A 19,736-nucleotide genomic window follows, 5' to 3' on the forward strand; every position below is an offset into this window, starting at 1 on the left:
GCAGCGAGTTCGAGCGAGACCCCGCGAAAGGCGAGCACCGCAAGGAAGCCCGAAGGGCCGGCGCAGTGGGGTCGAACGGCCCGTGCTCCCTGCCGGGCGGACGTCGCAGGGAGCGCCAGCCATGGCTGAAACCCGATCCACCTGCCCCTACTGCGGCGTCGGCTGCGGCGTGGTCATCGAATCCGAGGGCGCCCAGATCACCGGCGTGCGCGGCGACCCGGACCATCCGGCCAACTTCGGGCGGCTCTGCACCAAGGGTGCGACGCTGCATCTCACCGCGACCGCCGAGGTCACGATGCAGACGCGGCTGCTGCACCCCATGCGGCGCGCCGGACGCGGTGCCACACCCGCGAAGATCACGTGGCACGACGCGCTGACGCAGGCCGTCGACACCTTCGCGCAGGTGATCCGCGACCACGGCCCCGACGCGGTCGGTTTCTACCTCTCGGGCCAGCTGCTGACCGAGGACTACTACGTCTTCAACAAGCTGGCCAAGGGCCTGATCGGCACCAACAACATCGACACCAACTCGCGCCTGTGCATGAGCAGCGCGGTCGCGGGCTACAAGAAGACGCTGGGCGCCGACGCGCCGCCCGCCTGCTACGAGGACTTCGACGCGGCGCAATGCCTGTTCATCGTGGGCAGCAACACGGCCTGGGCCCACCCGATCGCGTTCCGCCGCATCGAGGACGCGAAGCGCGCCAACCCGGCGCTGAAGATCGTGGTGGTCGACCCGCGCCGCACCGACACCTGCGAGATCGCCGACCTGCACCTCGCGATCCGGCCCGGCACCGACGTGATGCTGTTCCACGGCCTGCTGCACCTGATGCTGCGTGAGGGCTGGACGCAGCCCGGCTACATCGCCGCCCACACCAGCGGCTTCGAGGCCCTGGCACAGACCGTGCGCGACTGCACGCCCGAGCGCGTCGCGCAGACCTGCGGCATCGACCCCAGCGACCTGCTGGAAACCGCGCGCCTGTTCGCCACCTCGGCCGCGACGCTGAGCCTCTACTGCCAGGGCCTCAACCAGTCGTCCGCGGGCACGGCCAAGAACGCGGCGCTGATCAACCTGCACCTGGCCACGGCGCAGATCGGCCGGCCCGGTGCCGGCCCCTTCTCGCTCACGGGTCAACCCAACGCGATGGGCGGCCGCGAGGTGGGCGGCATGGCCAACCTGCTGGGGGCGCACCGCGACCTGGCGAACCCGGCGCACCGCGCGGAGGTCGCCGCACTGTGGGGCGTGCCGGACATCCCGTCGGTGCCGGGCAAAACCGCGGTCGAGATGTTCCAGGCCGCGGCCGACGGCGAGATCCGCGCGCTGTGGATCGCCTGCACCAACCCCGCGCAATCGATGCCCGACCAAGCCACCGTGCGCCGCGCGCTCGAGCGCTGCGAGTTCGTCATCGTGCAGGAAACCTTCGCCACCACCGCGACCTGCGCCTTCGCCGACCTGCTGCTGCCGGCCACCACCTGGGGCGAGAAGCTCGGCACCGTGACCAACAGCGAGCGCCGGATCTCGCGCGTGCGCCCGGCCGTGTCGGCCCCCGGCGCGACGCGGCACGACTGGTCGGCCGCGGCCGACTTCGCGCAGCGGCTCGAGGCGCGGCTGCCGGTGCGCGGCCGCCGCACCCTGTTCCCCTATGCGCTCGACAGCGCTACGGGCGCGGAGGCGATCTGGAACGAGCATCGCGAGAGCACACGCGGCCGCGACCTCGACATCACGGGCCTGAGCTGGGCGATGCTCGATGCCAACGGCCCGCAGCAATGGCCGCTGCCGCAAGGCCGTTCGACGGGCCGCGCGCGCCTCTACGAAGACGGCGTGTTCGCCACGCCCGATGGCCGCGCCCGCTTCTTCGACGCGGCCTACCGACCTGTCGCCGAAGCCCCCGATGCGGCTTTCCCCTTCTCGCTCAACACCGGGCGGCTGCGCGACCAGTGGCACGGCATGAGCCGCACCGGCACCCTGGGGCGGCTGTACGGCCATGCGCCCGAGCCCGCGGTGCAGATGCATCCCCAGGACATGGCGCGCCGCCACATCGGCGACGGCGAGCTGGTGCGGGTCGCGTCCCGGCGCGGGGCCATCGTGCTGCCCGCACAGGCCAGCACCGACATCGGCCCCGGCCAGAGCTTCATCGCGATGCACTGGGGCGAGGAGGCGCTGAGCGGGCACGACGACCAGGGCCGCCGCCTGGCCGGCGTGAATGCGCTCAGCAACCCGGCCTTCTGCCCCGATTCGAAGCAGCCGGAGCTCAAGCACGCGGCCGTGCGCATCGACCGGGCCGAGCTGCCGTGGTCGCTGCTGGCCATGGCCTGGCTGCCGAACGACACCGCCCTGTCGACGCGCCGTGCGCTCATGCCCCTGATGGCGAAGTTCGGCTTCGCGAGCTGCGTGCCCTTCGGCGCGGGCACGGCGCGCAGCGGCCTGCTGTTCCGCGCGGCGGCCGCGCACGCGCCGGACGATGCGCTGCTCGACCGGATCGAAACGCTGATGGGCCTGCAGGACCCGCGCACGCTGCGCTACCTCGACCGCCAGCGCGGCCAGCGCCGTGCCGCACGGCTCGTGCTGCGGGCCGATGGCACGGCCGGCCTCGAAGCCTTCCTGCTGGGCGGCGACACGCGCGCCGGCGCCTGGCTCGGCACGCTGCTGCGCGAGGAACTGGCCGCGCAGCACTACGGCCGCGCGCTGCTGTCGCCCGGCGCCACGCCGCCGACGGCGCTGGCCTCGCGCGGCAAGCCGGTGTGCAACTGCCTGGACGTGAGCGACCTGGCGATCCGCGCCGAGCTCTCACGCTGCGAGGGCCACGCCGACGCACGGCTGGCCCATCTGCAGGCTACGCTGAAGTGCGGCACGCAGTGCGGCTCCTGCGTGCCCGAGCTGCGCCGCATGGTGCGGCTCCACCTGCCGACCGCGGCGCCCGCCGAAGCCGCTCAGTAGCGCAGCCAGGTTCCCTTCAATGCCGCCTGGCCGACGCCGGGCTTGGAGAAATCGCAGACCCCGTCGGGGAAGATCGCTTCCAGCCGCAGCTTCTCGGCCGGGCTGAACACCGCCGGCGCCGCGAGGAAGTCCTCGTCGCGCAGCGGCTTGCGCTGGCACTTGACCACGTTGTCCGCCAGCGGCCCGCCCGCCACCATGCGCGGCGCCGGGGTCTTGGGGTAGAGCGTGTTGCAGGTCCCGGCGCCGTCGTAGCTCGCGGTCTCGTTGATGCGCGCGCTGTTGCGCACGTCCCAGCAGGCGTCGACCGCATCGGCGGGCCTGAGGCGCGCCACCTTGTCGGCGGTGAGCGGCGCGGCGTCGCCGGTGATGGCATCGAGCCACTGGGCCATCAGGTCCAGCCGCGCGAACAGCGTGTCGCGCAGCAGCGCGGTCAGCGGCGCGACCTGGCCCGGCAGGCTGATCAGCGCCGCGAGTGCCGGATTCGGGAACAGCCAGATCACCTGGTTGTCCGAACGGCCGTTGGCCTGCTGCAGCTGCGCGCGGATCTTGAGGTCGTTGTAGATGGTGTGGATGTCGGCGCCCGGCTCGGCATAGGGGTGCAGCCCCAGCATCGGCACGGTGGCCAGCCCGCCGCCGCCGCTGCCGATGCGGCCCAGCGTGTAGGCCCGCGCCAGTCCTTCGGCATCGGCCACGGTGCGCTGCGCCGAGAGGTTGCCGTCGGCATCGAAGCCGCCGACCTTCTCGTTGAGGTCCAGGAACTCGGTGACCGAGAGCTGGCCCTTCCGGAGCGCCTCCAGCCCGTAGGCCACGCCCACGTTGTCGAGCGGCCGGCGCGCGATGCCGGTGGCCGGATCGACGCCCAGCGACTTGGCGTTGATGTCGTACACGGTGCAGCGCGCGCCGTTGCGGTGGGTCACGGGGTGGTAGACCTGGGTCGAATCGATCAGGCCGCAGGCCGGCGTGACCGAGCCGCTGGTGGCCAGCACCGCGTCGCCATTGCCCGCGCTCCAGTTCGCGCAGGTGTTCTTGAGGTGCCCTTCGACGGCCTTGCGCTTGGCGTCGCTGAAGGGATAGCCCGGACTCGCCGTGTTGGTGAAGTAGGTGTGGAGCAGCCGGCAGTCCGAGACCGCGAGCGCGGTGCTGAAGACATCGGGGAAGGCCGCATCGGGCATCAGGCCGTCGAGGATGCCCGGGTAGTTCTGCGCGATCAGCAGCTGCTGGATCGCGCCGCCCGAACCGCCCATTCCCACCATCCAGCGCGGCAGGCCGTAGCGCTTGGCGATGTGTTCACGCAGCATCATCGCGGTCTCGGCCGCCAGCACATCGTTGACATTGACCTTGTTGATGTTGAGCGTGGACAGCACGTAGGCATAGCCCTTCCCCAGCGCATAGAGGCTCTGCCGGTCGGTCGTGTCGGCCTTGAACACCTCGCTCAGGCTGTTCGAGCCCTGGTTGTACTGCGCCGCGGTCGATTCGCCGAAGCGGAACACGATGCGCCCGTTCCAGCCGGCCGGGTTCCAGCGATCGACCTCGACGGGATCGTCGAGCACGCCGATGCGGTAGATCGAGCGGTTGATCGTGCCCGACTCGACGCGCACGATGAAGGGCACGGTCCTGCCGTCCTGCGTGGTGGTGGTGGCGAGGTCGACGGGGCGCGGACCGAGCGGATCGGCCAGCGGCTTGCGGTTGCCGGCCGCATCGAAGTAGAACCAGTCGTAGCGCGTGGCGACCGAGCAGTCCGCGTCCTGCGGCGCGCCCAGCGACGACTCAACGGTCCGGCACTCGAAGGGCTGGAGGTGCGCGCCCGAGAACACCGGCCCGGTGATCGGGTGGTTGGTCAGCACCAGCTTGCCGGCGGCCTTGTCGCCCGCGCTCGCCGCGAGCGTGTTCTCGCCCTGCGCCAGGCCCGCCACCAGGCCGCGCAGCGAGCGCCCGTCGGCCTGCGCGCTGAAGGCCGCGCTGACGTCCTCGCCGTTGCGCGTCACGCGCACGTCGGCCGCGGCCACGCCCGCGGGCAGCGCGACCTGCACCAGCGCGTCGCCGCCGGTCACCATGTCGGCGCGGCTCGACAGGCTGCTCAGCGTCAAGGTCGCCACCACGGGCGGCGTCCCGGGGTCGCCGCCATTGCCGTTGCCGCCGGGCGCCACCACGTCGGGCCCGGCGCTGTTGCCGTTGCCGCTGCCGCCGCCGCAGCTCACGAGCAGCAGCGCCGCCAGGCTCAGGGCCAGCGGCCGCAGCAGGCGTCTGGAGGGTGGCGAACAGGGTGTCATGGGAGGTCTCCGGCCAATGGACAAAGGCGCGACTCTAGGCAAAAGTCGCGCGCTTTTCTGTCAGATAAGCGGGTGGCGCGCCTCGGGGAAACACGGATGCCGGGGCGCCGTTTCAGGCCCCGCCGCTGTCATCGGATCGTCATAATTCCCACGTTGGCAGCAGCCCGTGCGCGCAGACGCATCCCAGACGGGCCGAAGAAGAGAGATGAGACAAGACACCAACACCCCGCCCTTCGACGTGCAGTCCGTCCCGTTCCGCGGCATCGTGGAACAGTCGGTCGCAGGCATCTACATCCTGCAGGACGAGCACTTCCAGTACACCAACGCCACCTTCTCGGGCATGGCCGGCTACTCCACCGACGAGGTAGTGGGCAAGCCGCTGCGCGACTGCGTGCCCGTCTACTACGTGGGCGAGGTGATGGACCGCTACCGGCGCCGCATCTCGGGCGAGGTGCGCAGCATGCACTTCGTCACCCACGGCCTGCACCGCGACGGCAGCGTGGTCCACATCGACGTGCACGGCCAGTCGATGCAGTTCCGCGGCCGGCCGGCGGTGGTGGGCGTGGGCGTCAACGTGACCGAGCAGATCAAGCGCGACGCCGAACTGCTCGAATCGCGCTACGAATACCGCGAGCTGGCCTCGCGCCTCAACACCATGCGCGAGCAGCAGCGCGCGGAGTACGCGCGCGAGGTGCACGACGTGCTGGGCGGCCTGCTGACCTCGATGAAGCTCGACGTGGGCCGGATCGCGCGCCGCTCGCGCTCGACCGCGATCCGCGGCATCGCGGCCGACCTCAACGCGCTGCTGGTCGAGGCCATCGACAACGTGCGCGAGCTGTCGGAATCGATGCGGCCGCAGGCGCTCGACCACCTGGGCCTGGGCGCGGCCATCGCCAGCCATGTGAAGCGCTTTCGCGAGCGCTCCGAACTGCGCGTGAGCCTGCAGCCGCCCGAGTTCGACATCGACCTGCCGCGCTGGCGCTCGATCGGGGTGTTCCGCATCTTCCAGGAGGCACTGACCAACGTGGCGCGGCATGCGCACGCGAGCGGCGTGGTCATCCGCTTCCGGCGCGACAACCGCGACTTCTGGCTGGAGATCGAGGACGACGGCGCGGGCTTCGACGTCGACGCGCCCGACCTCGCGTCGATGCGCCAGTCGCTGGGCCTGATCTCGATGCGCGAGCGCGCCTACGAACTCGGCGGCACGCTGACCATCGATTCGGCGCCCAACGCCGGCACCCGCGTGACGCTGCACGCGCCCATCGTCTCGAACCCGCTGGTGCGCGCATGACCCGGCTGCTGATCATCGACGACCACGCGATGTTCCGAGCGGGCCTGCGCAAGGTGCTGCAGGACGCGCCCGAGATCAGCGCCATCGCGGAAGCGGGCGACTGGCATGGCGGCATGGCCTGCCTCGAGGCCCAGCCCATCGACGTGCTGCTGCTGGACATCAACATGCCCGGCTGCAGCGGGCTGGACCTGATCGGGCCGATCCTCGAGCGCTTCAAGTCGCTGCGCATCATCATGCTCAGCATGTACTCCGAGCCGCAGTACGCGGTGCGCGCGCTGCGCAACGGCGCGCACGGCTACGTCGCCAAGGACATGGAGGCGGTCGACCTGATCGCGGCCATCCGCATCGTGAGCCGCGGCCGGCAGTTCGTCGCGCCCTCGATCACGCGCGCGCTGATGGACACCGCGCAGGGCCTGGCGCCCGATCCGCGCCCGCACGAGCGGCTCTCGGCGCGCGAGTCGGAGATCCTGCGCATGATCGTGGGCGGCGAGTCGCTGACCGCCATCGCCGAGCGGCTCGCGATCAACGTCAAGACGGTCAGCACCTACCGCCGGCGCCTGCTCGAGAAGATGGCGCTGGGCTCGAACGCGCAACTGGTGCAGTACGCGGTGCACCACCGGCTGGTCGACTGACCCGACTTCCTGCGCGTCATCGATATCTGACAGCCGATGCCCGGGTGTCTGACTTGTGGCGTGGCCCCCTCCTCCCTAGCATGACTGCGGGCCGCGGGCCTGAAGGCCGCGCCCTGTCAGCACAACAATCGAGGAGACATACATGAGTCCATGGAAGCAGATCGCGGTCTGCGCGGCCGGCGCGATCGTGATCGCCGCCTGCGGCGGCGGCAGCGGCAGCAGCAACAACAACAACAACGGCGGCGGTTCGTCCGTGACGCCACCGACGACCACGCCCCCGGTCACCACGCCCCCGACCGAAGCCACGATCTCGCTGCAGCTGCTGTCGAGCCAGCCCGAGCAGGTGTCGGGCGGCGACGCGCGCATCGCGGTGCTGGCACCGAAGGCCGACCAGGGCCAGATCGAGCTGTGGCTCAACGACAAGCAGATCAGCCCCACGCTGGCCGCGAGCGACGACCGGCTCGAGGGGGTGGTCAGCGGCCTCAAGCTCGGCGCCAACACGCTGTCGCTGCGCCACAAGACGCGCGGCAAGCTCGACACGCTGACGCTCACCAATCACCCGATCACCGGCCCGATGTTCGCCGGCCCCAAGCAGGAGCCCTTCGTCTGCACGGTGAGCACCGAGCTCGGCAAGGAGCCGCTGGTCGACACCACCGATCCCAAGTACTACGCGGTCAAGGACGCGGGCGGCGCCACCATCGGCTACAGCCAGCACTGCTCGATCGATTCCTATGTGCAGTACTACTACATGCCGGTGGGCGGCACCACCCACAGCCACTACCTGCCGCTGCCGACCGACGGGTCGCGCCCGGCCAACATCGCCAAGACCACGCTGACCGACGGCCGCACGGTCGACTTCATCGTGCGCTGGGAACGCGGCACCATCAACCGCTTCATCTACCAGTACGTGATGCTCGCGCCCTTCGGCGAGGACCCCACGAAGCCCGACACCGGGCTGTGGAACAGGAAGCTGGTCTACCACTTCCAGGGCGGCGTGGGCTTCGGCCACTACCAGGGCGGACCGGACAAGCGCGCCGGCCTGGTCGACGCCATCGGCAAGGGCTACGCCATCGCCTACTCCACCGGCAACCGCACCGGCGAGCACTACGACATGATCCTCGGCGGCGAGACCGCGCTGATGACCAAGGAGGGCTTCGTCAAGCGCTACGGCGTGCCCAGCTACACCGTGGGCCTGGGCGCCTCGGGCGGCGGCATCCAGCAGTACCTGTATCCGCAGAACCACCCGGGCCTGCTCGATGCGGCCATCGCGGTGCAGCCCTATCCCGACATGGTGGGCCAGATCCCGCACGTGGGCGACTGCGAGCTGCTCGAGTACTACATGGACGTGACCGACCGCGCCAACGGCAAGTGGACCGCGAGCATCAAGAACCGCAGCTGGCTGGTGGGCATGAACGCCGAGGAGAGCGTGGCCAACCCCTTCCTCGGACTGCAGCCCTACCTGCCCCACGTGAAGATGGCCACCGGTTCCACCGAATGCCGCAAGGCCTGGATGGGCCTGACGGCCGGCGCGATGAACCCGCAGTTCGATGCCGACGGCATCCTGGCCAAGGGCGCCGCGCGCATGAACATGGCGGCCTTCGGCACCATCCCGTTCAGCCACTACGACGACGTGCGCAACGTCTACGGCATAGGCGCCGACGGCTACCCGCGCTCGACCTGGGACAACGTGGGCGTGCAGTATGGCCTGCAGTCGATGAAGGACGGCAGGATCACGCCAGCCGAGTTCCTCGACCTCAACCTCAAGGTCGGCGGCTGGAAGCGCATGAGCGAGATGGTGGCCGAAGGCTTCCCCTACAACGGCACCGGCGCGGCCGAGCAGCAGAAGGCGGCCACCGTGCCCGGCTACTTCGACCCCTGGGGCAGCCGCAACATGAACAGCTGGAACCCGGCCGCCCCCAACGTGCCGGCGCAGCGCACGCACGGCGACCTGGAAGCGATCCGGGCGGTGCAGCGCTCGGGCCTGGTGTTCACCGGCAAGACCGACATCCCGACCATCGACTGGCATCCCTACCTGGAGCACAAGCTCGACATGCACAACGTGCACCAGTCCTTCGCCATCCGCCAGCGCATCCGCCACAAGATGGGCAACGCGGACCATCAGGCGATCTGGTTCACCGAGACGCGCGGCGCGAGTTCGGCCTTCGACCAGACGCCGATGGCGCTGCAGGTGATGGACGAATGGATGGCCCGCATCCGCGCCACGCCGACCCTGAGCGTGGCCGCCAACCGGCCCGAGCGCGCGGTCGACAGCTGCTTCGACAAGGACGGCGCGCTGATGGCCAAGGGCGCGGGCGTGTGGGCCGGCGTGCTCGACACCCAGCCGCGCGGCGCCTGCACCCAGGCCTTCCCGATGTACGGCACCTCGCGCACCGTCGCGGGCGGTCCGATCGAGGGCGGCATCTTCAAGTGCGCGCTCAAGCCGGTGGACGCGGCGCTGACCGACGGCACCTACGGCAGCTGGACGCCGAACGCCACGGAAATCCAGAAGCTCCAGGCCATCTTCCCCGAGGGCGTCTGCGACTTCAGCAAGCCGGGCCAGGGCGCGCCGACCTGAGCGCGCGCTGAATCCTTCCCAAGCCACCGTTCGCGGTGGCTTTTTTTATGGGCACCAGGGCATAAGCAACTGCGCCCGACGGCATAAGTCTTGCTGGACAATCCCCACACCCATGGGAATCAGTCAATACATCAAGGAAATCGGCCGCGGCGCGCGAGGCGCCAAGCCGCTCACGCGCGCGCAATCGGCCGATCTGTTCGGCCAGGTGCTCGACGGCACGGTCAGCGACCTCGAGCTCGGCGGGTTCTGCCTGGCCATGCGCATCAAGGGCGAGACGCCCGAGGAGATGGCCGGCTTCCTCGATGCCACCCATGCGCGGCTGCACCATTTTCCGGTGCCGGGCCGCGCCCTGGTCGTGCTGCCCAGCTACAACGGCGCGCGCAAGCTGCCGGTGCTCACGCCCCTGCTGGCGCTGCTGCTGGCGCGCGAGGGCCTGCCGGTGCTGGTGCACGGCAGCGCCAGCGAATCGAGCCGGGTGCTGGCCTCGAACGTGCTGGCCGGGCTCGGCGTGCATGCGCTCGACACGGTGCGGCCCATCGCCGACGGCGAAATCGGCTTCGCGCCGACCGCGCTGCTCAACCCCGCACTCAAGAAGTTGCTCGACGTGCGCCGCGTGGTCGGCCTGCGCAACCCGGGCCACAGCGTGGTCAAGCTGATGCGGCCCACGACCGGCCCCTGCGTGGTGGTGGCCAGCTACACCCATCCGGCCTACGCCACGGTGATGGGCGAGACCTTCACGCTCACCGGCACCACCGCCCTGCTCTCGCGCGGACTCGAGGGCGAGGTGGTCTCGGACCCGCGCCGCACCGCGCAGATCGACGGCTACCTGCGCGGCGAACGCCAGGAACTGCAGGCCCAGCAGCCCGGCACGCTCAGCGAGGTGCCGGGCCTGCCGGCCGAGATCGACATCGAGACGACCGTGCGCTACACGCAGCGCGTGCTGGCGGGCGAACTGCCGCTGCCCGAAGCGATCGCGGTACAGGTCGAACACATCAAGACACTGGCAGCCCACGCATGAACTCCCTTCTCACCGGCCGCTGCACCCTGGTCGGCGCCGGCCCCGGCGACCCCGAACTGCTGACGCTCAAGGCCGTCAAGGCCATCCAGGCCGCGACCGTGCTGTTCGTCGACGACCTGGTGAACGACGCGATCCTGACCCATGCGCGGCCGAGCGCGCGCATCGTGCACGTGGGCAAGCGCGGCGGCTGCAAGAGCACGCCGCAGGCCTTCATCGAGAAGCTCATGATCACCGCGGTGCGCGAAGGCGAGACCGTGGTGCGGCTCAAGGGCGGCGACCCCTTCATCTTCGGCCGCGGCGGCGAGGAGGTGGAGCACCTGCGCGAAGCCGGCATCGAATGCACGGTGGTCAACGGCATCACGGCCGGCCTGGCCGCCGTGACCGCGCTGGGCGTGCCGCTGACGCACCGCGACCACGCCCAGGGCGTGGTCTTCGTGACCGGCCATGCCAAGACCGGTGTCGACGCCCACGACCCGACCGACTGGCGCGGCCTGGCCGCCACCGCGCACAACGCCCGGCTCACGCTGGTGATCTACATGGGCGTGGCGGGCGCGGCCCACATCGAGCGCGAGCTGCTGCAGGGACTGCCCGCGACCACGCCGGTGGCCGTGATCCAGCATGCAAGCCTGCCCCAGCAGCGCCACATCGCGACCACGCTCGAGCGGCTGTCGCGCGACATGGCCGATGCGGGCCTGGGCAGCCCGGCGGTGATCGTGGTGGGGGACGTGCTGCAGGGGCTGCAGGCCGCGGGCATGTCCGCCGACGCGGGACCGCATCGCGGCGTCGGCTGAGCATCCGCCCGGCCAGGCCGGCCATCCTAGAATCCGCCCTCTTCCCACAACAACAATCCCGGGGGCGAGATGCTGAAACTCGACAAACTCAACGAATTCACCGAAAGCCACGGCCAGCTGCAGCGCGGCCGCGGCCTGGTCACGGGCACCATCGCGCTGAGCCTGGGCATCCTGTGCTTCCTGGGCGTGCTGGCCTTCCACTTCCCGCAGTACCTGACCACGCCCGAACTGCGGCGCAGCTACAACGTCGACATCATGCGCACCATCCTTTTGGTGGCGATGGTGGTGGCGGGCGGGCTGTCGCTGGTCAACATCGTGTTCAACCGCTCGCGCTGGCTGTCGTCGGCGGCCTTCCTGCTGATCGTGGCGGCGGCGCTGCTGGGCGGCCACAAGGTGCCGGTCAACGACTTCGCCGACAACACGCCCTACATCGGCCTCGACTGGTTCATCCTCGACCTGCTGGGCTCGGCGCTGATCTTCATCTTCATCGAGAAGCTGTTCGCGCTGCGCAAGGACCAGCCGGTGTTCCGCGAGGAGTGGCAGACCGACTTCCACCACTTCGTGGTCAACCACATGATCGTGGGTTTCGTGCTGCTCGCGACCAACCTGCTGGTGCACAAGCTGTTCGGCTGGGCCGCCAACGACGGCATCCGCGGCTGGGTCGGCAACCTGCCCTTCTGGGCCGGCATCCTGCTGATCATCCTCGTGGCCGACCTGGTGCAGTACTGGACCCACCGCGCCTACCACGAGGTGCCGGTGCTCTGGCGCCTGCACGCGGTGCACCACAGCGTGAAGAGCATGGACTGGATGGCCGGCTCGCGCCAGCACATCCTCGAGCTGCTGATCACGCGCACGCTGGTGCTGGCGCCGATCTACGTGCTGGGCTTCAGCAAGGAAGTGATCGACGCCTACATCGTGGTGGTGGGCTTCCAGGCGGTGTTCAACCACTGCAACGTGAGCGTGCGACTGGGCCCGCTGCGCTACGTGATCGTCACGCCCAACTTCCACCACTGGCACCACAGCCAGGACGTCGAAGCGCTGGACAAGAACTACGCGGCGCACTACGCCTTCCTCGACTACCTGTTCGGCACCGCGGTGAAGAGCACCCGGCTCTGGCCCGAGAAGTACGGCGTGCTGGGCGACTACGTGCCCAACGGCTTCTTCAAGCAGCTCAAGTTCCCTTTCGTGTGGAAGGGCTGAGCCGGTGATCGCCGCTCGCCTGCTCGCCCTTGGGGTCGCGCTGCTGTTGGCCGGCTGCGCCTCGCGCTTCGAGGCCTCGCCCGACGGCGGCCTGCCGCGGCTCAACGTGCAGAGTTCGGCCATCGCACCGGGCAACGGCGGCGAGCTCGTCACGCCTGCCGCGCTCGAGCCGGGCGACATCCTGCTGACCTCGGTCGCCACGCTGGGCTCCTTCGGCATCCGCCTGGGCACCTTCTCGCCGGTGAGCCATGCGGTGGTCTACCTGGGCGACGGCCGGATCGCCGAAGCGGTGGGCGACGGCGTGCGTTCGCGCTCCATCGCGGAAGTGGTGGACGAAGAGCAGATGGTGGTCGCCTTCCGCCATCCGGGCATGGACGCCGCGCATGCCGAGCGGCTGCGCGCCTGGGCGATGGCCCAGGTCGGCACCCAGTACAACACCGTCGGCGTGATGCTCAACGCGCCCTTCGTGCTGAACCGCCGGATCTGCGAGCTGCCGCTGATCCCGGGCCCGGCGCGCGAGTTCTGCCTGCGCGGCTTCGCGATGGTGCAGCTCGGCGGCAGCCGCAACGACCAGTTCTTCTGCTCGCAGTTCGTGCTCGAGGCCTACAACCAGGCCGGCCTGCCCGTGACCACGGCCGACCCGCGCTGGGTCAGCCCGGCCGACCTGCTGCACATGCGCGAGGGCGACGTGCCCTCGATTCCCTCCACCCAACCTTTGCGCTACGTGGGCCACCTCAAATACAACCCGCCGCCGGTGATCACCGCCGACGGCGCCACCTCCCGTTGAACTTCTTCGACGCCATCATCATCGGCGCCGGCGCCGCGGGGCTCTTCTGCGCCGCGCAGGCCGGCCAGCGCGGGCGCCGCGTGCTGCTCATCGACCACAGCGAACGCATCGCCGAGAAGATCCGCATCTCCGGCGGCGGCCGCTGCAACTTCACCAACCGCGACCTCGACCCGCGCGCGCCGCAGAAGCATTTCGTGGGCGAGAACCCCAACTTCTGCCGCTCGGCGCTGTCGCGCTACACGCCGCAGCAGTTCGTCGCGCTGATCGAGCGCCACGGCATCGCCTACCACGAGAAGCACAAGGGCCAGCTGTTCTGCGACGGGCCCTCGCAGCAGATCATCGACATGCTGCTGGCCGAGTGCGCTGCCGGCGGCGTCACGCGCTGGCAGCCCTGCGCGGTGCGCGGCGTGACCCACACGCCCGACGACGGCGGACGCTACCGGCTCGAGACCGACCGCGGCCCGGCCGAGGCGCCGCGCCTGGTCATCGCGACCGGCGGGCTGTCGATCCCGCAGCTGGGCGCGAGCGACTTCGGCTACCGCATCGCGCGCCAGTTCGGCCTGCGCGTGGTCGATCCGCGGCCGGCGCTGGTGCCGCTGACCTTCGCCGGCGACGGCTGGGCGCCCTACGCCTCGCTGGCCGGCCTGGCGCTGCCGGTGCAGATCGAGACCGGCGCGAAGAAGGAACGCATGGTCTTCCTCGAGGACCTGCTGTTCACCCACCGCGGCCTGTCGGGCCCGGCGGTGCTGCAGATCTCCAGCTATTGGCGCGAAGGCGCGCCGCTGCGCATCGACTTCGCGCCCGGCACCGACATCGCCGCCGCGCTGGGCGAGGCCAAGGCGCGCTCGCGCAAGCGCATCGCCAACGAACTGGCCACGCTGGTGCCCTCGCGCCTGGCCGATGCCTGGGTCGGCGACGATCCCGCGCTGCAGCGCCCGGTCAACGAGGCGGCCGACCGCTCGCTGGCCCAGCTGGCCGAACGCATCGCGCGCTGGCAGATCACGCCCAACGGCACCGAAGGCTACAAGAAGGCCGAGGTCACGGCCGGCGGCGTCGACACGCGCGCGCTGTCGTCCCAGACCCTGGAATCGAAGCAGCCCGGCCTGCACTTCATCGGCGAGACCGTCGACGTCACCGGCTGGCTGGGCGGTTACAACTTCCAGTGGGCCTGGGCCAGCGCCAACGCCTGCGCCGAGGCACTCTGAGCGACACGAGGTGCGCCGAGCCTGGGCAGTGCTATAATTTCCGGCTAACTTTGGCCCTCCCTCAACGGCCGCAAAAACCTTCAGTTGAGGAACCCCGGCCTGGGGCCTCGATCTCCCCCGGCCAATTTCAGTTCAACGATTCATTCATGACCACCATTCGCGTTAAAGAAAACGAGCCCTTCGACGTCGCCCTGCGTCGCTTCAAGCGCACCATCGAAAAGCTCGGTCTGCTGACCGACCTGCGCGCTCGCGAGTTCTACGAGAAGCCGACGGCCGAGCGCAAGCGCAAGAAGGCTGCTGCGGTCAAGCGCCACTACAAGCGCGTGCGCAGCATGCAGCTCCCCAAGAAGCTGTACTAAGCAGCGCTGGCTGGCCACGCCAGCAGCACGAGCCGCGCCGGGGAGACCTGCCGCGGCTTTTTGTTTTGCCGAACGACGACAACGTCCACGAAAAGAAGGAAGAACGCCATGAGCCTCAAGGAACAGATCACCGAAGACATGAAGACCGCGATGCGGGCCAAGGACTCCGAACGCCTGGCCACCATCCGCCTGCTGCTGGCCGCCCTCAAGCAGAAGGAAGTCGACGAGCGCGTGGAACTCGACGACGCCATGGTGGTGGCCATCGTCGACAAGATGGTCAAGCAGCGCAAGGACTCGATCGCCGCCTTCACCACCGGCGGCCGCACCGACCTGGCCGACAAGGAAGCCGCCGAGATCAAGGTGCTCGAGGTCTACCTGCCACAGCGCATGAGCGCCGAGGAAGTCACGGCCGCCGTGAAGGCCATCGTCGACCAGCTGGGTGCCAAGGGCCCTGGCGACATGGGCAAGGTGATGGGCGCCGTGAAGACCCAGCTCGCCGGCAAGGCCGACATGGGCCAGGTCAGCGCCGCGGTCAAGGCCGCACTGGCCGGCGCCTGAACATGCCCAGCCGCCGCGCCCCGATTCCCAAGGCCTGCGCCTGCCTGGTCGACGCACGGGGCCGGCTGCTGGTGTTCCGCCATCCCGAGGACGGCAACATGCAGTTGCCCAAGGGCACGATCGAGCCCGGCGAATCGCCCGAGCTGGCGGTGCGGCGCGAACTGCTCGAGGAATCGGGCATCGATTTCAGCGGCGCGCTGGAATCGCTGGGCACGCTGGCGCGCCGCTGCGAAGCCGGCGTCGAAGGCAACACCCACCGCCACGCGCAGCTCTGGCACCTGTTCCTGATGCGCGCCGAGCAGCCGCTGCCCGAGACCTTCGAACACACGGCCAGCGGCAGCCCCGAGGAAGACGGCCTGGTGTTCGCCTTCCGCTGGCTCGCGGCCGAGGACACGCTCGAGCGCTTCGCCCTGCCCTACCGCCAGACCATCGAGCGCGTGCGCGCCGCGCTGCTGCAGCCCGCCGCCTGAAGCCCATCAGGCCATGGCGCGCAGCGCCATGTAGAGCCCCAGCAGCGCCAGCCCGATCAGGAAGCAGCGCTTGAACAGCGTCACCGACAGGCGCTTGCGCAGCCAGGTGCCCAGCACCATGCCGACGATGGCCGGCACCAGCATCGCGAAGGAGCCGCCCAGCGCGGCCACCGGCAGCCCGCCATTGCCCGCCAGCCCGATGGCCAGCACCACGGTCGAGGTGCTGAAGGAAATGCCCATCGCCTGGATCAGCGAATCGCGCTCGAAGCCCAGCGCCTGCAGATAGGGCACGGCCGGCACCGCGAACACGCCGGTCAGCGAGGTCACGACGCCCGTGACCACCCCCACCAGCGGCCCCAGCCAGCGCGCCTGTGCCGGGCTCACATGCAGCTGGCGCCCCGTGAGGCCCCAGAGCGCATAGACCATCAGCGCCACGCCCAGCGCCAGCGAAGCCCAGGCGCCGGCCGGCACGCCGAAGTACAGCGAGCCGCCCAGGGTGCCTACCACCACGCCCGCCTGCATGCCGGCGATGCGGCGCCACACCGCCCTGAAGCTCTCGCGCGGCCTGGTCTGCCAGAGGTTGGTGAGCAGCGAGGGCACCACCAGCAGCGCGGCCGCGCGCACCGGCGCCATCCACAGCGCGAGCAGCGCCATCGACACGGTCGGCAACCCGAGCCCGACCACGCCCTTGATCGCACCGGCCGCCAGGAACACGGCCGCGGTGGCCGCCCAATGGCCCAAGGCCAGTTCGTTTGGAATCGTCATGCCGCGCAGTCTGCCGGCTGGCGCGGCGGTTGAAAATGCGGCTCTTGCGCACCCGGCCTCAGGCACAGACTGAGGCCCCTCCGGAGTTTTCATGCGATTCGACCTGACCGACCTGCAGCTCTTCCTCCACGTGGTCGAGGCCGGCAGCCTGACGGCCGGCGCCGAGCGCTCGCACATGACGCTGGCCTCGGCCAGCCAGCGCGTGCGCGGCATGGAAGCGGTGCTGGGCACGCCGCTGCTGACACGCCATGCGCAGGGCGTGCGCCCCACCGAGGCCGGCCGCACGCTGCTGCACCATGCGCGCGTCGTGTTGCAGCAGATGGCCCGGCTGCGCGGCGAACTGGGCGAGTACGGCCAGGGCCTCAAGGGCCATGTGCGCCTGATGTGCGGCACCTCGGCACTCAGCGAACACCTGCCCGAGGTGCTGAGCCGCTTCCTCGCACAGCATCCGCGCATCTCGGTGGACCTCGAGGAACGGCCCAGCCCCGAGGCCGTCGACGGGCTGCGCGCGGGGCTGTGCGACATCGGCATCGTCTCGGACGCGATCGACACCGAGGGCCTCGAATGCCACCCCTTCCGCCGCGACGACCTGGTGCTGGTGATGCCACCCGGCCACGCGCTGGCCCGGCGCAAGCGGGTGCAGCTGGCCGAGGTGGTCGACAGCGAATTCGTGGGCCTGCCCGCCGACAGCGCGCTCACGCAACTGGTCACGCTGCATGCGCGCGCGCTCGGCAAGCACCTGGCCTACCGGGTGCGCGCGGGCCACTTCGAGGCGGTGTGCCGCATGGTGGCCTACGGCATCGGCGTGGGCATCGTGCCGCAGGCCGCGGCCGAGCGCTGCGCGCGCACGATAAAGATCGCCCATGCCGCGCTGGCCGAGCCCTGGGCCGAGCGCACGCTGATGGCCTGCGTGCGCTCGTCGCAGGACCTGCCGCTCAACGCGCGGCGCATGCTCGAGCACCTGATCGCGCCGCCGCCGGCCGCTACGCCCTGATGACCGGCCACCCCTGGCGCGCGCGCGCCGCCACGAAGGCGTCGAAGGCCTCGGCGCTGGTCTTGCGCGGCACATAGCCGAAGCGCTGCTTGAGCGCGCTGTTGCGCAGCACCGGCCGGTAGCGCAGGAAGTCGAGCTGCTCGGGCCCGTAGCGGCTGACGCCGAGCGCCGAGCCCACGGCCAGCGCGGCCTGGAGCACACCGGCTGGCCAGTCGATCGCGCGCTTGCCCAGCCGGGCCGCGATCTCGTGGATCGTGAGCGCGCCGTCGCCCGCGAGGTTGTAGCAACCGGGCGGCGCCCCTCGCAGTGCATGCGTGATGGCGCCGGTCACGTCCTCGTCCCAGACGAAGACGAAGGGGCTGGCGCTGCCGCGGATCGCGATCAGCCGCTTCTTCTCGAACAGCGCGGTGATCTGGTTGTCGACCCGCTCGCCCAGGATGGTGCCGATGCGCAGCACGGTCTGCGCGAGCGCGGGATGCTGCACGCGCGCCTCGGCCAGCAGTTCCTCGACCTGCCGCTTGTGGTCGGCATAGGCGAACACCGGGTTGCCGCGCAGCGGCTGCGACTCGTCGATCCAGTCCGGGTTGTCGGCGTGGTAGCCATAGGCCGCGCCGCTCGACGACACCACCAGGTGCCGCACGCCCTGCGCCACGCAGGCCGCGAGCACGTTGCGCGTGCCGCCCACGTCCACCGAATGCTCGAAGGCCCGGTTCGAGCCCTGCCCCGGCGTGACGATGGAGGCCAGATGCACGACCGTGTCGATGGCATGCGCGGCCAGCGTATCGGCGATCCCCAGGTCGCGCACGTCCTGCTGCAGGTAGCGCACGCCCGTCCGTCGGCGCTCGGCCGGCACCTCGCGCACGTCCAGCGCGACCAGGCATTCGAGCGAAGCCCCGGCGAGCGCGGCCAGCACACCGCGGCCGAGGAAACCGTCGCCGCCCGTCACGAGCACGCGCCGGGCGATCCAGCCTTCTGCGTCGCTCATGGCTGCACCGGCTTGCGCCCCCACCAGCTCGCGAGCGCCAGGCCCGCGATGATGTCCCAGAAGCCCCAGACGCCGGCCACCACCGCCATGCCGCCCAGGCCGCCGAAGAAGCTGAAGATCAGCACCAGCCCGAGCCCCGCGTTGCGGATGCCGACCTCGATCGCCACCGCGCGCCGGTCGTAGTCGCCCAGGCCCGAGAGCCGGGCGCAAAGGTAGCCGGTGCCGAAGGCCAGGGCGTCGTGGATCACCACCGCCAGCAGCACCAGCCCCACGTAGTCGAGGAAGTAGCGCCAGTTGCCCGCGATCGCGCCCACGATGAAGGCGATCAGCGCCAGGAAGCTCAGGAGGCGCGCCGGCTTCTTGATCCGCGCGGTGAGCGCGGGAAAGCGGTGCGCGCAGGCCACGCCCAGCACGAAGGGGATGCCGATGATCATCACGATGTGGCCCAGCATGTCCAGGGGATCGAGCGCGATGGTCCTGAGCAGCGCCGAGGCCGTGGGATGCAGGCCGCCCCAGAACGCGAAGTTGAGCGGCATCAGCACGATCGACAGCGCGTTCGAGATCGCGGTCATCGACACCGACAGCGCCACGTTGCCGCCCGCGCGGTGGGTGAGGATCTGCGAGATGTTGCCCGGCGGGCAGCAGGCCACCAGGATCATGCCCAGCGCGATGCTGGGCCCGGGCTGCAGCAGCAGCGTGAGCGCGAAGGTCACGGCCGGCAGCACGAGGAACTGCGCGCCGATGCCCACCGCCATCGCGCCGGGCATGCGCGCCACGCGTTTGAAATCCTCGATGCGGGTGTCCAGTGCGATGCCGAACATCAGGAAGCCCAGCACCGCGTTGAGCAGCACCAGCGAGGCGGGGTTGAAGTTCAGGCGGATCTCGTCGACGGGCAGCATGG

General features: G+C 70.3%; 17 protein-coding genes. 13 read left to right on the forward strand and 4 right to left on the reverse strand.

Annotated features, from left to right (window positions below):
- Positions 1-121: 121 nt before the first annotated feature.
- Complete coding sequence (locus A9977_RS19900; protein ID WP_183026610.1) at positions 122-2,935, forward strand: nitrate reductase; 2,814 nt, start codon at positions 122-124, stop codon at positions 2,933-2,935.
- Here the strand turns inward: A9977_RS19900 and A9977_RS19905 are convergent.
- Positions 2,929-5,205, reverse strand: coding sequence for a DUF6351 family protein (locus A9977_RS19905; protein WP_183026611.1), 2,277 nt, complete (start codon positions 5,203-5,205; stop codon positions 2,929-2,931). The genes A9977_RS19900 and A9977_RS19905 overlap by 7 nt on opposite strands.
- Before the next feature lie 205 nt (positions 5,206-5,410).
- Here A9977_RS19905 and A9977_RS19910 point away from each other — a divergent pair, with 205 nt between their 5' ends.
- The 11 genes from A9977_RS19910 (at position 5,411) to A9977_RS19960 (ending at position 16,091) form a co-directional block, all read left to right on the forward strand.
- On the forward strand, positions 5,411-6,496 hold the full coding sequence (locus A9977_RS19910; protein WP_183026612.1) for a PAS domain-containing sensor histidine kinase: 1,086 nt from the start codon (positions 5,411-5,413) through the stop codon (positions 6,494-6,496).
- A complete protein-coding gene (locus A9977_RS19915) occupies positions 6,493-7,128 on the forward strand; it encodes a response regulator transcription factor (protein ID WP_183026613.1) in 636 nt (211 codons plus the stop codon). Before A9977_RS19910 ends, A9977_RS19915 begins: the two co-directional genes overlap by 4 nt.
- Before the next feature lie 142 nt (positions 7,129-7,270).
- The gene (locus A9977_RS19920; RefSeq protein ID WP_183026614.1) at positions 7,271-9,703 is read left to right on the forward strand and encodes a DUF6351 family protein; all 2,433 of its coding nucleotides are present in this window, start codon (positions 7,271-7,273) and stop codon (positions 9,701-9,703) included.
- A 112-nt stretch (positions 9,704-9,815) separates the two neighbouring features.
- Positions 9,816-10,721, forward strand: coding sequence for a DNA-binding protein YbiB (gene ybiB, locus A9977_RS19925; protein ID WP_183026615.1), 906 nt, complete (start codon positions 9,816-9,818; stop codon positions 10,719-10,721).
- Positions 10,718-11,512 (forward strand): uroporphyrinogen-III C-methyltransferase, encoded by a 795-nt coding sequence (cobA, locus tag A9977_RS19930; RefSeq protein WP_183026616.1) that lies wholly within the window; start codon positions 10,718-10,720, stop codon positions 11,510-11,512. Before ybiB ends, cobA begins: the two co-directional genes overlap by 4 nt.
- Positions 11,513-11,581: 69 nt before the next feature.
- Complete coding sequence (locus A9977_RS19935) at positions 11,582-12,712, forward strand: sterol desaturase family protein (protein ID WP_183026617.1); 1,131 nt, start codon at positions 11,582-11,584, stop codon at positions 12,710-12,712.
- A 4-nt stretch (positions 12,713-12,716) separates the two neighbouring features.
- On the forward strand, positions 12,717-13,499 hold the full coding sequence (locus A9977_RS19940; protein ID WP_183026618.1) for a YaeF family permuted papain-like enzyme: 783 nt from the start codon (positions 12,717-12,719) through the stop codon (positions 13,497-13,499).
- A complete protein-coding gene (locus tag A9977_RS19945) occupies positions 13,496-14,704 on the forward strand; it encodes an NAD(P)/FAD-dependent oxidoreductase (protein ID WP_220811937.1) in 1,209 nt (402 codons plus the stop codon). The genes A9977_RS19940 and A9977_RS19945 overlap by 4 nt, the downstream gene beginning before the upstream one ends.
- A gap of 146 nt (positions 14,705-14,850) precedes the next feature.
- A complete protein-coding gene (gene rpsU, locus A9977_RS19950) occupies positions 14,851-15,063 on the forward strand; it encodes a 30S ribosomal protein S21 (protein WP_007833691.1) in 213 nt (70 codons plus the stop codon).
- 108 nt (positions 15,064-15,171) lie between these two features.
- On the forward strand, positions 15,172-15,621 hold the full coding sequence (locus A9977_RS19955) for a GatB/YqeY domain-containing protein (protein ID WP_183026619.1): 450 nt from the start codon (positions 15,172-15,174) through the stop codon (positions 15,619-15,621).
- 2 nt (positions 15,622-15,623) lie between these two features.
- Complete coding sequence (locus A9977_RS19960; protein WP_183026620.1) at positions 15,624-16,091, forward strand: NUDIX domain-containing protein; 468 nt, start codon at positions 15,624-15,626, stop codon at positions 16,089-16,091.
- 6 nt (positions 16,092-16,097) lie between these two features.
- Here A9977_RS19960 and A9977_RS19965 read toward each other — a convergent pair whose 3' ends face one another.
- Positions 16,098-16,856: a sulfite exporter TauE/SafE family protein gene (locus tag A9977_RS19965; protein WP_183026621.1), complete on the reverse strand. Its 759-nt coding sequence runs from the start codon at positions 16,854-16,856 to the stop codon at positions 16,098-16,100.
- A 91-nt stretch (positions 16,857-16,947) separates the two neighbouring features.
- On the opposite strand from A9977_RS19965, the gene A9977_RS19970 reads away from it, so the two are divergent.
- Positions 16,948-17,850: a LysR family transcriptional regulator gene (locus A9977_RS19970; RefSeq protein ID WP_183026622.1), complete on the forward strand. Its 903-nt coding sequence runs from the start codon at positions 16,948-16,950 to the stop codon at positions 17,848-17,850.
- On the opposite strand, the gene A9977_RS19975 is transcribed toward A9977_RS19970, so the two are convergent.
- On the reverse strand, positions 17,840-18,835 hold the full coding sequence (locus tag A9977_RS19975) for an SDR family oxidoreductase (RefSeq protein WP_183026623.1): 996 nt from the start codon (positions 18,833-18,835) through the stop codon (positions 17,840-17,842). The genes A9977_RS19970 and A9977_RS19975 overlap by 11 nt on opposite strands.
- Complete coding sequence (locus A9977_RS19980) at positions 18,832-19,734, reverse strand: bile acid:sodium symporter family protein (RefSeq protein ID WP_183026624.1); 903 nt, start codon at positions 19,732-19,734, stop codon at positions 18,832-18,834. The genes A9977_RS19975 and A9977_RS19980 overlap by 4 nt, the downstream gene beginning before the upstream one ends.
- Between the last annotated feature and the right edge of the window lie 2 nt (positions 19,735-19,736).

This window comes from Variovorax sp. UMC13, assembly GCF_014170375.1.
In the GTDB taxonomy this organism is placed as follows: domain Bacteria; phylum Pseudomonadota; class Gammaproteobacteria; order Burkholderiales; family Burkholderiaceae_C; genus Variovorax.

Excerpts from the sequence above, each read along its gene's own strand:
- A9977_RS19905 (WP_183026611.1), bottom strand. The coding sequence starts at position 5,205 with ATGACACCCTGTTCGCCACCCTCCAGACGCCTGCTGCGGCCGCTGGCC.
- A9977_RS19960 (WP_183026620.1), top strand. The coding sequence starts at position 15,624 with ATGCCCAGCCGCCGCGCCCCGATTCCCAAGGCCTGCGCCTGCCTGGTC.
- A9977_RS19935 (WP_183026617.1), top strand. The coding sequence starts at position 11,582 with ATGCTGAAACTCGACAAACTCAACGAATTCACCGAAAGCCACGGCCAG.
- A9977_RS19975 (WP_183026623.1), bottom strand. The coding sequence starts at position 18,835 with ATGAGCGACGCAGAAGGCTGGATCGCCCGGCGCGTGCTCGTGACGGGC.
- A9977_RS19920 (WP_183026614.1), top strand. The coding sequence starts at position 7,271 with ATGAGTCCATGGAAGCAGATCGCGGTCTGCGCGGCCGGCGCGATCGTG.
- A9977_RS19980 (WP_183026624.1), bottom strand. The coding sequence starts at position 19,734 with ATGCTGCCCGTCGACGAGATCCGCCTGAACTTCAACCCCGCCTCGCTG.
- A9977_RS19900 (WP_183026610.1), top strand. The coding sequence starts at position 122 with ATGGCTGAAACCCGATCCACCTGCCCCTACTGCGGCGTCGGCTGCGGC.
- A9977_RS19970 (WP_183026622.1), top strand. The coding sequence starts at position 16,948 with ATGCGATTCGACCTGACCGACCTGCAGCTCTTCCTCCACGTGGTCGAG.
- ybiB (WP_183026615.1), top strand. The coding sequence starts at position 9,816 with ATGGGAATCAGTCAATACATCAAGGAAATCGGCCGCGGCGCGCGAGGC.
- A9977_RS19910 (WP_183026612.1), top strand. The coding sequence starts at position 5,411 with ATGAGACAAGACACCAACACCCCGCCCTTCGACGTGCAGTCCGTCCCG.
- A9977_RS19915 (WP_183026613.1), top strand. The coding sequence starts at position 6,493 with ATGACCCGGCTGCTGATCATCGACGACCACGCGATGTTCCGAGCGGGC.
- A9977_RS19955 (WP_183026619.1), top strand. The coding sequence starts at position 15,172 with ATGAGCCTCAAGGAACAGATCACCGAAGACATGAAGACCGCGATGCGG.
- A9977_RS19965 (WP_183026621.1), bottom strand. The coding sequence starts at position 16,856 with ATGACGATTCCAAACGAACTGGCCTTGGGCCATTGGGCGGCCACCGCG.
- rpsU (WP_007833691.1), top strand. The coding sequence starts at position 14,851 with ATGACCACCATTCGCGTTAAAGAAAACGAGCCCTTCGACGTCGCCCTG.
- cobA (WP_183026616.1), top strand. The coding sequence starts at position 10,718 with ATGAACTCCCTTCTCACCGGCCGCTGCACCCTGGTCGGCGCCGGCCCC.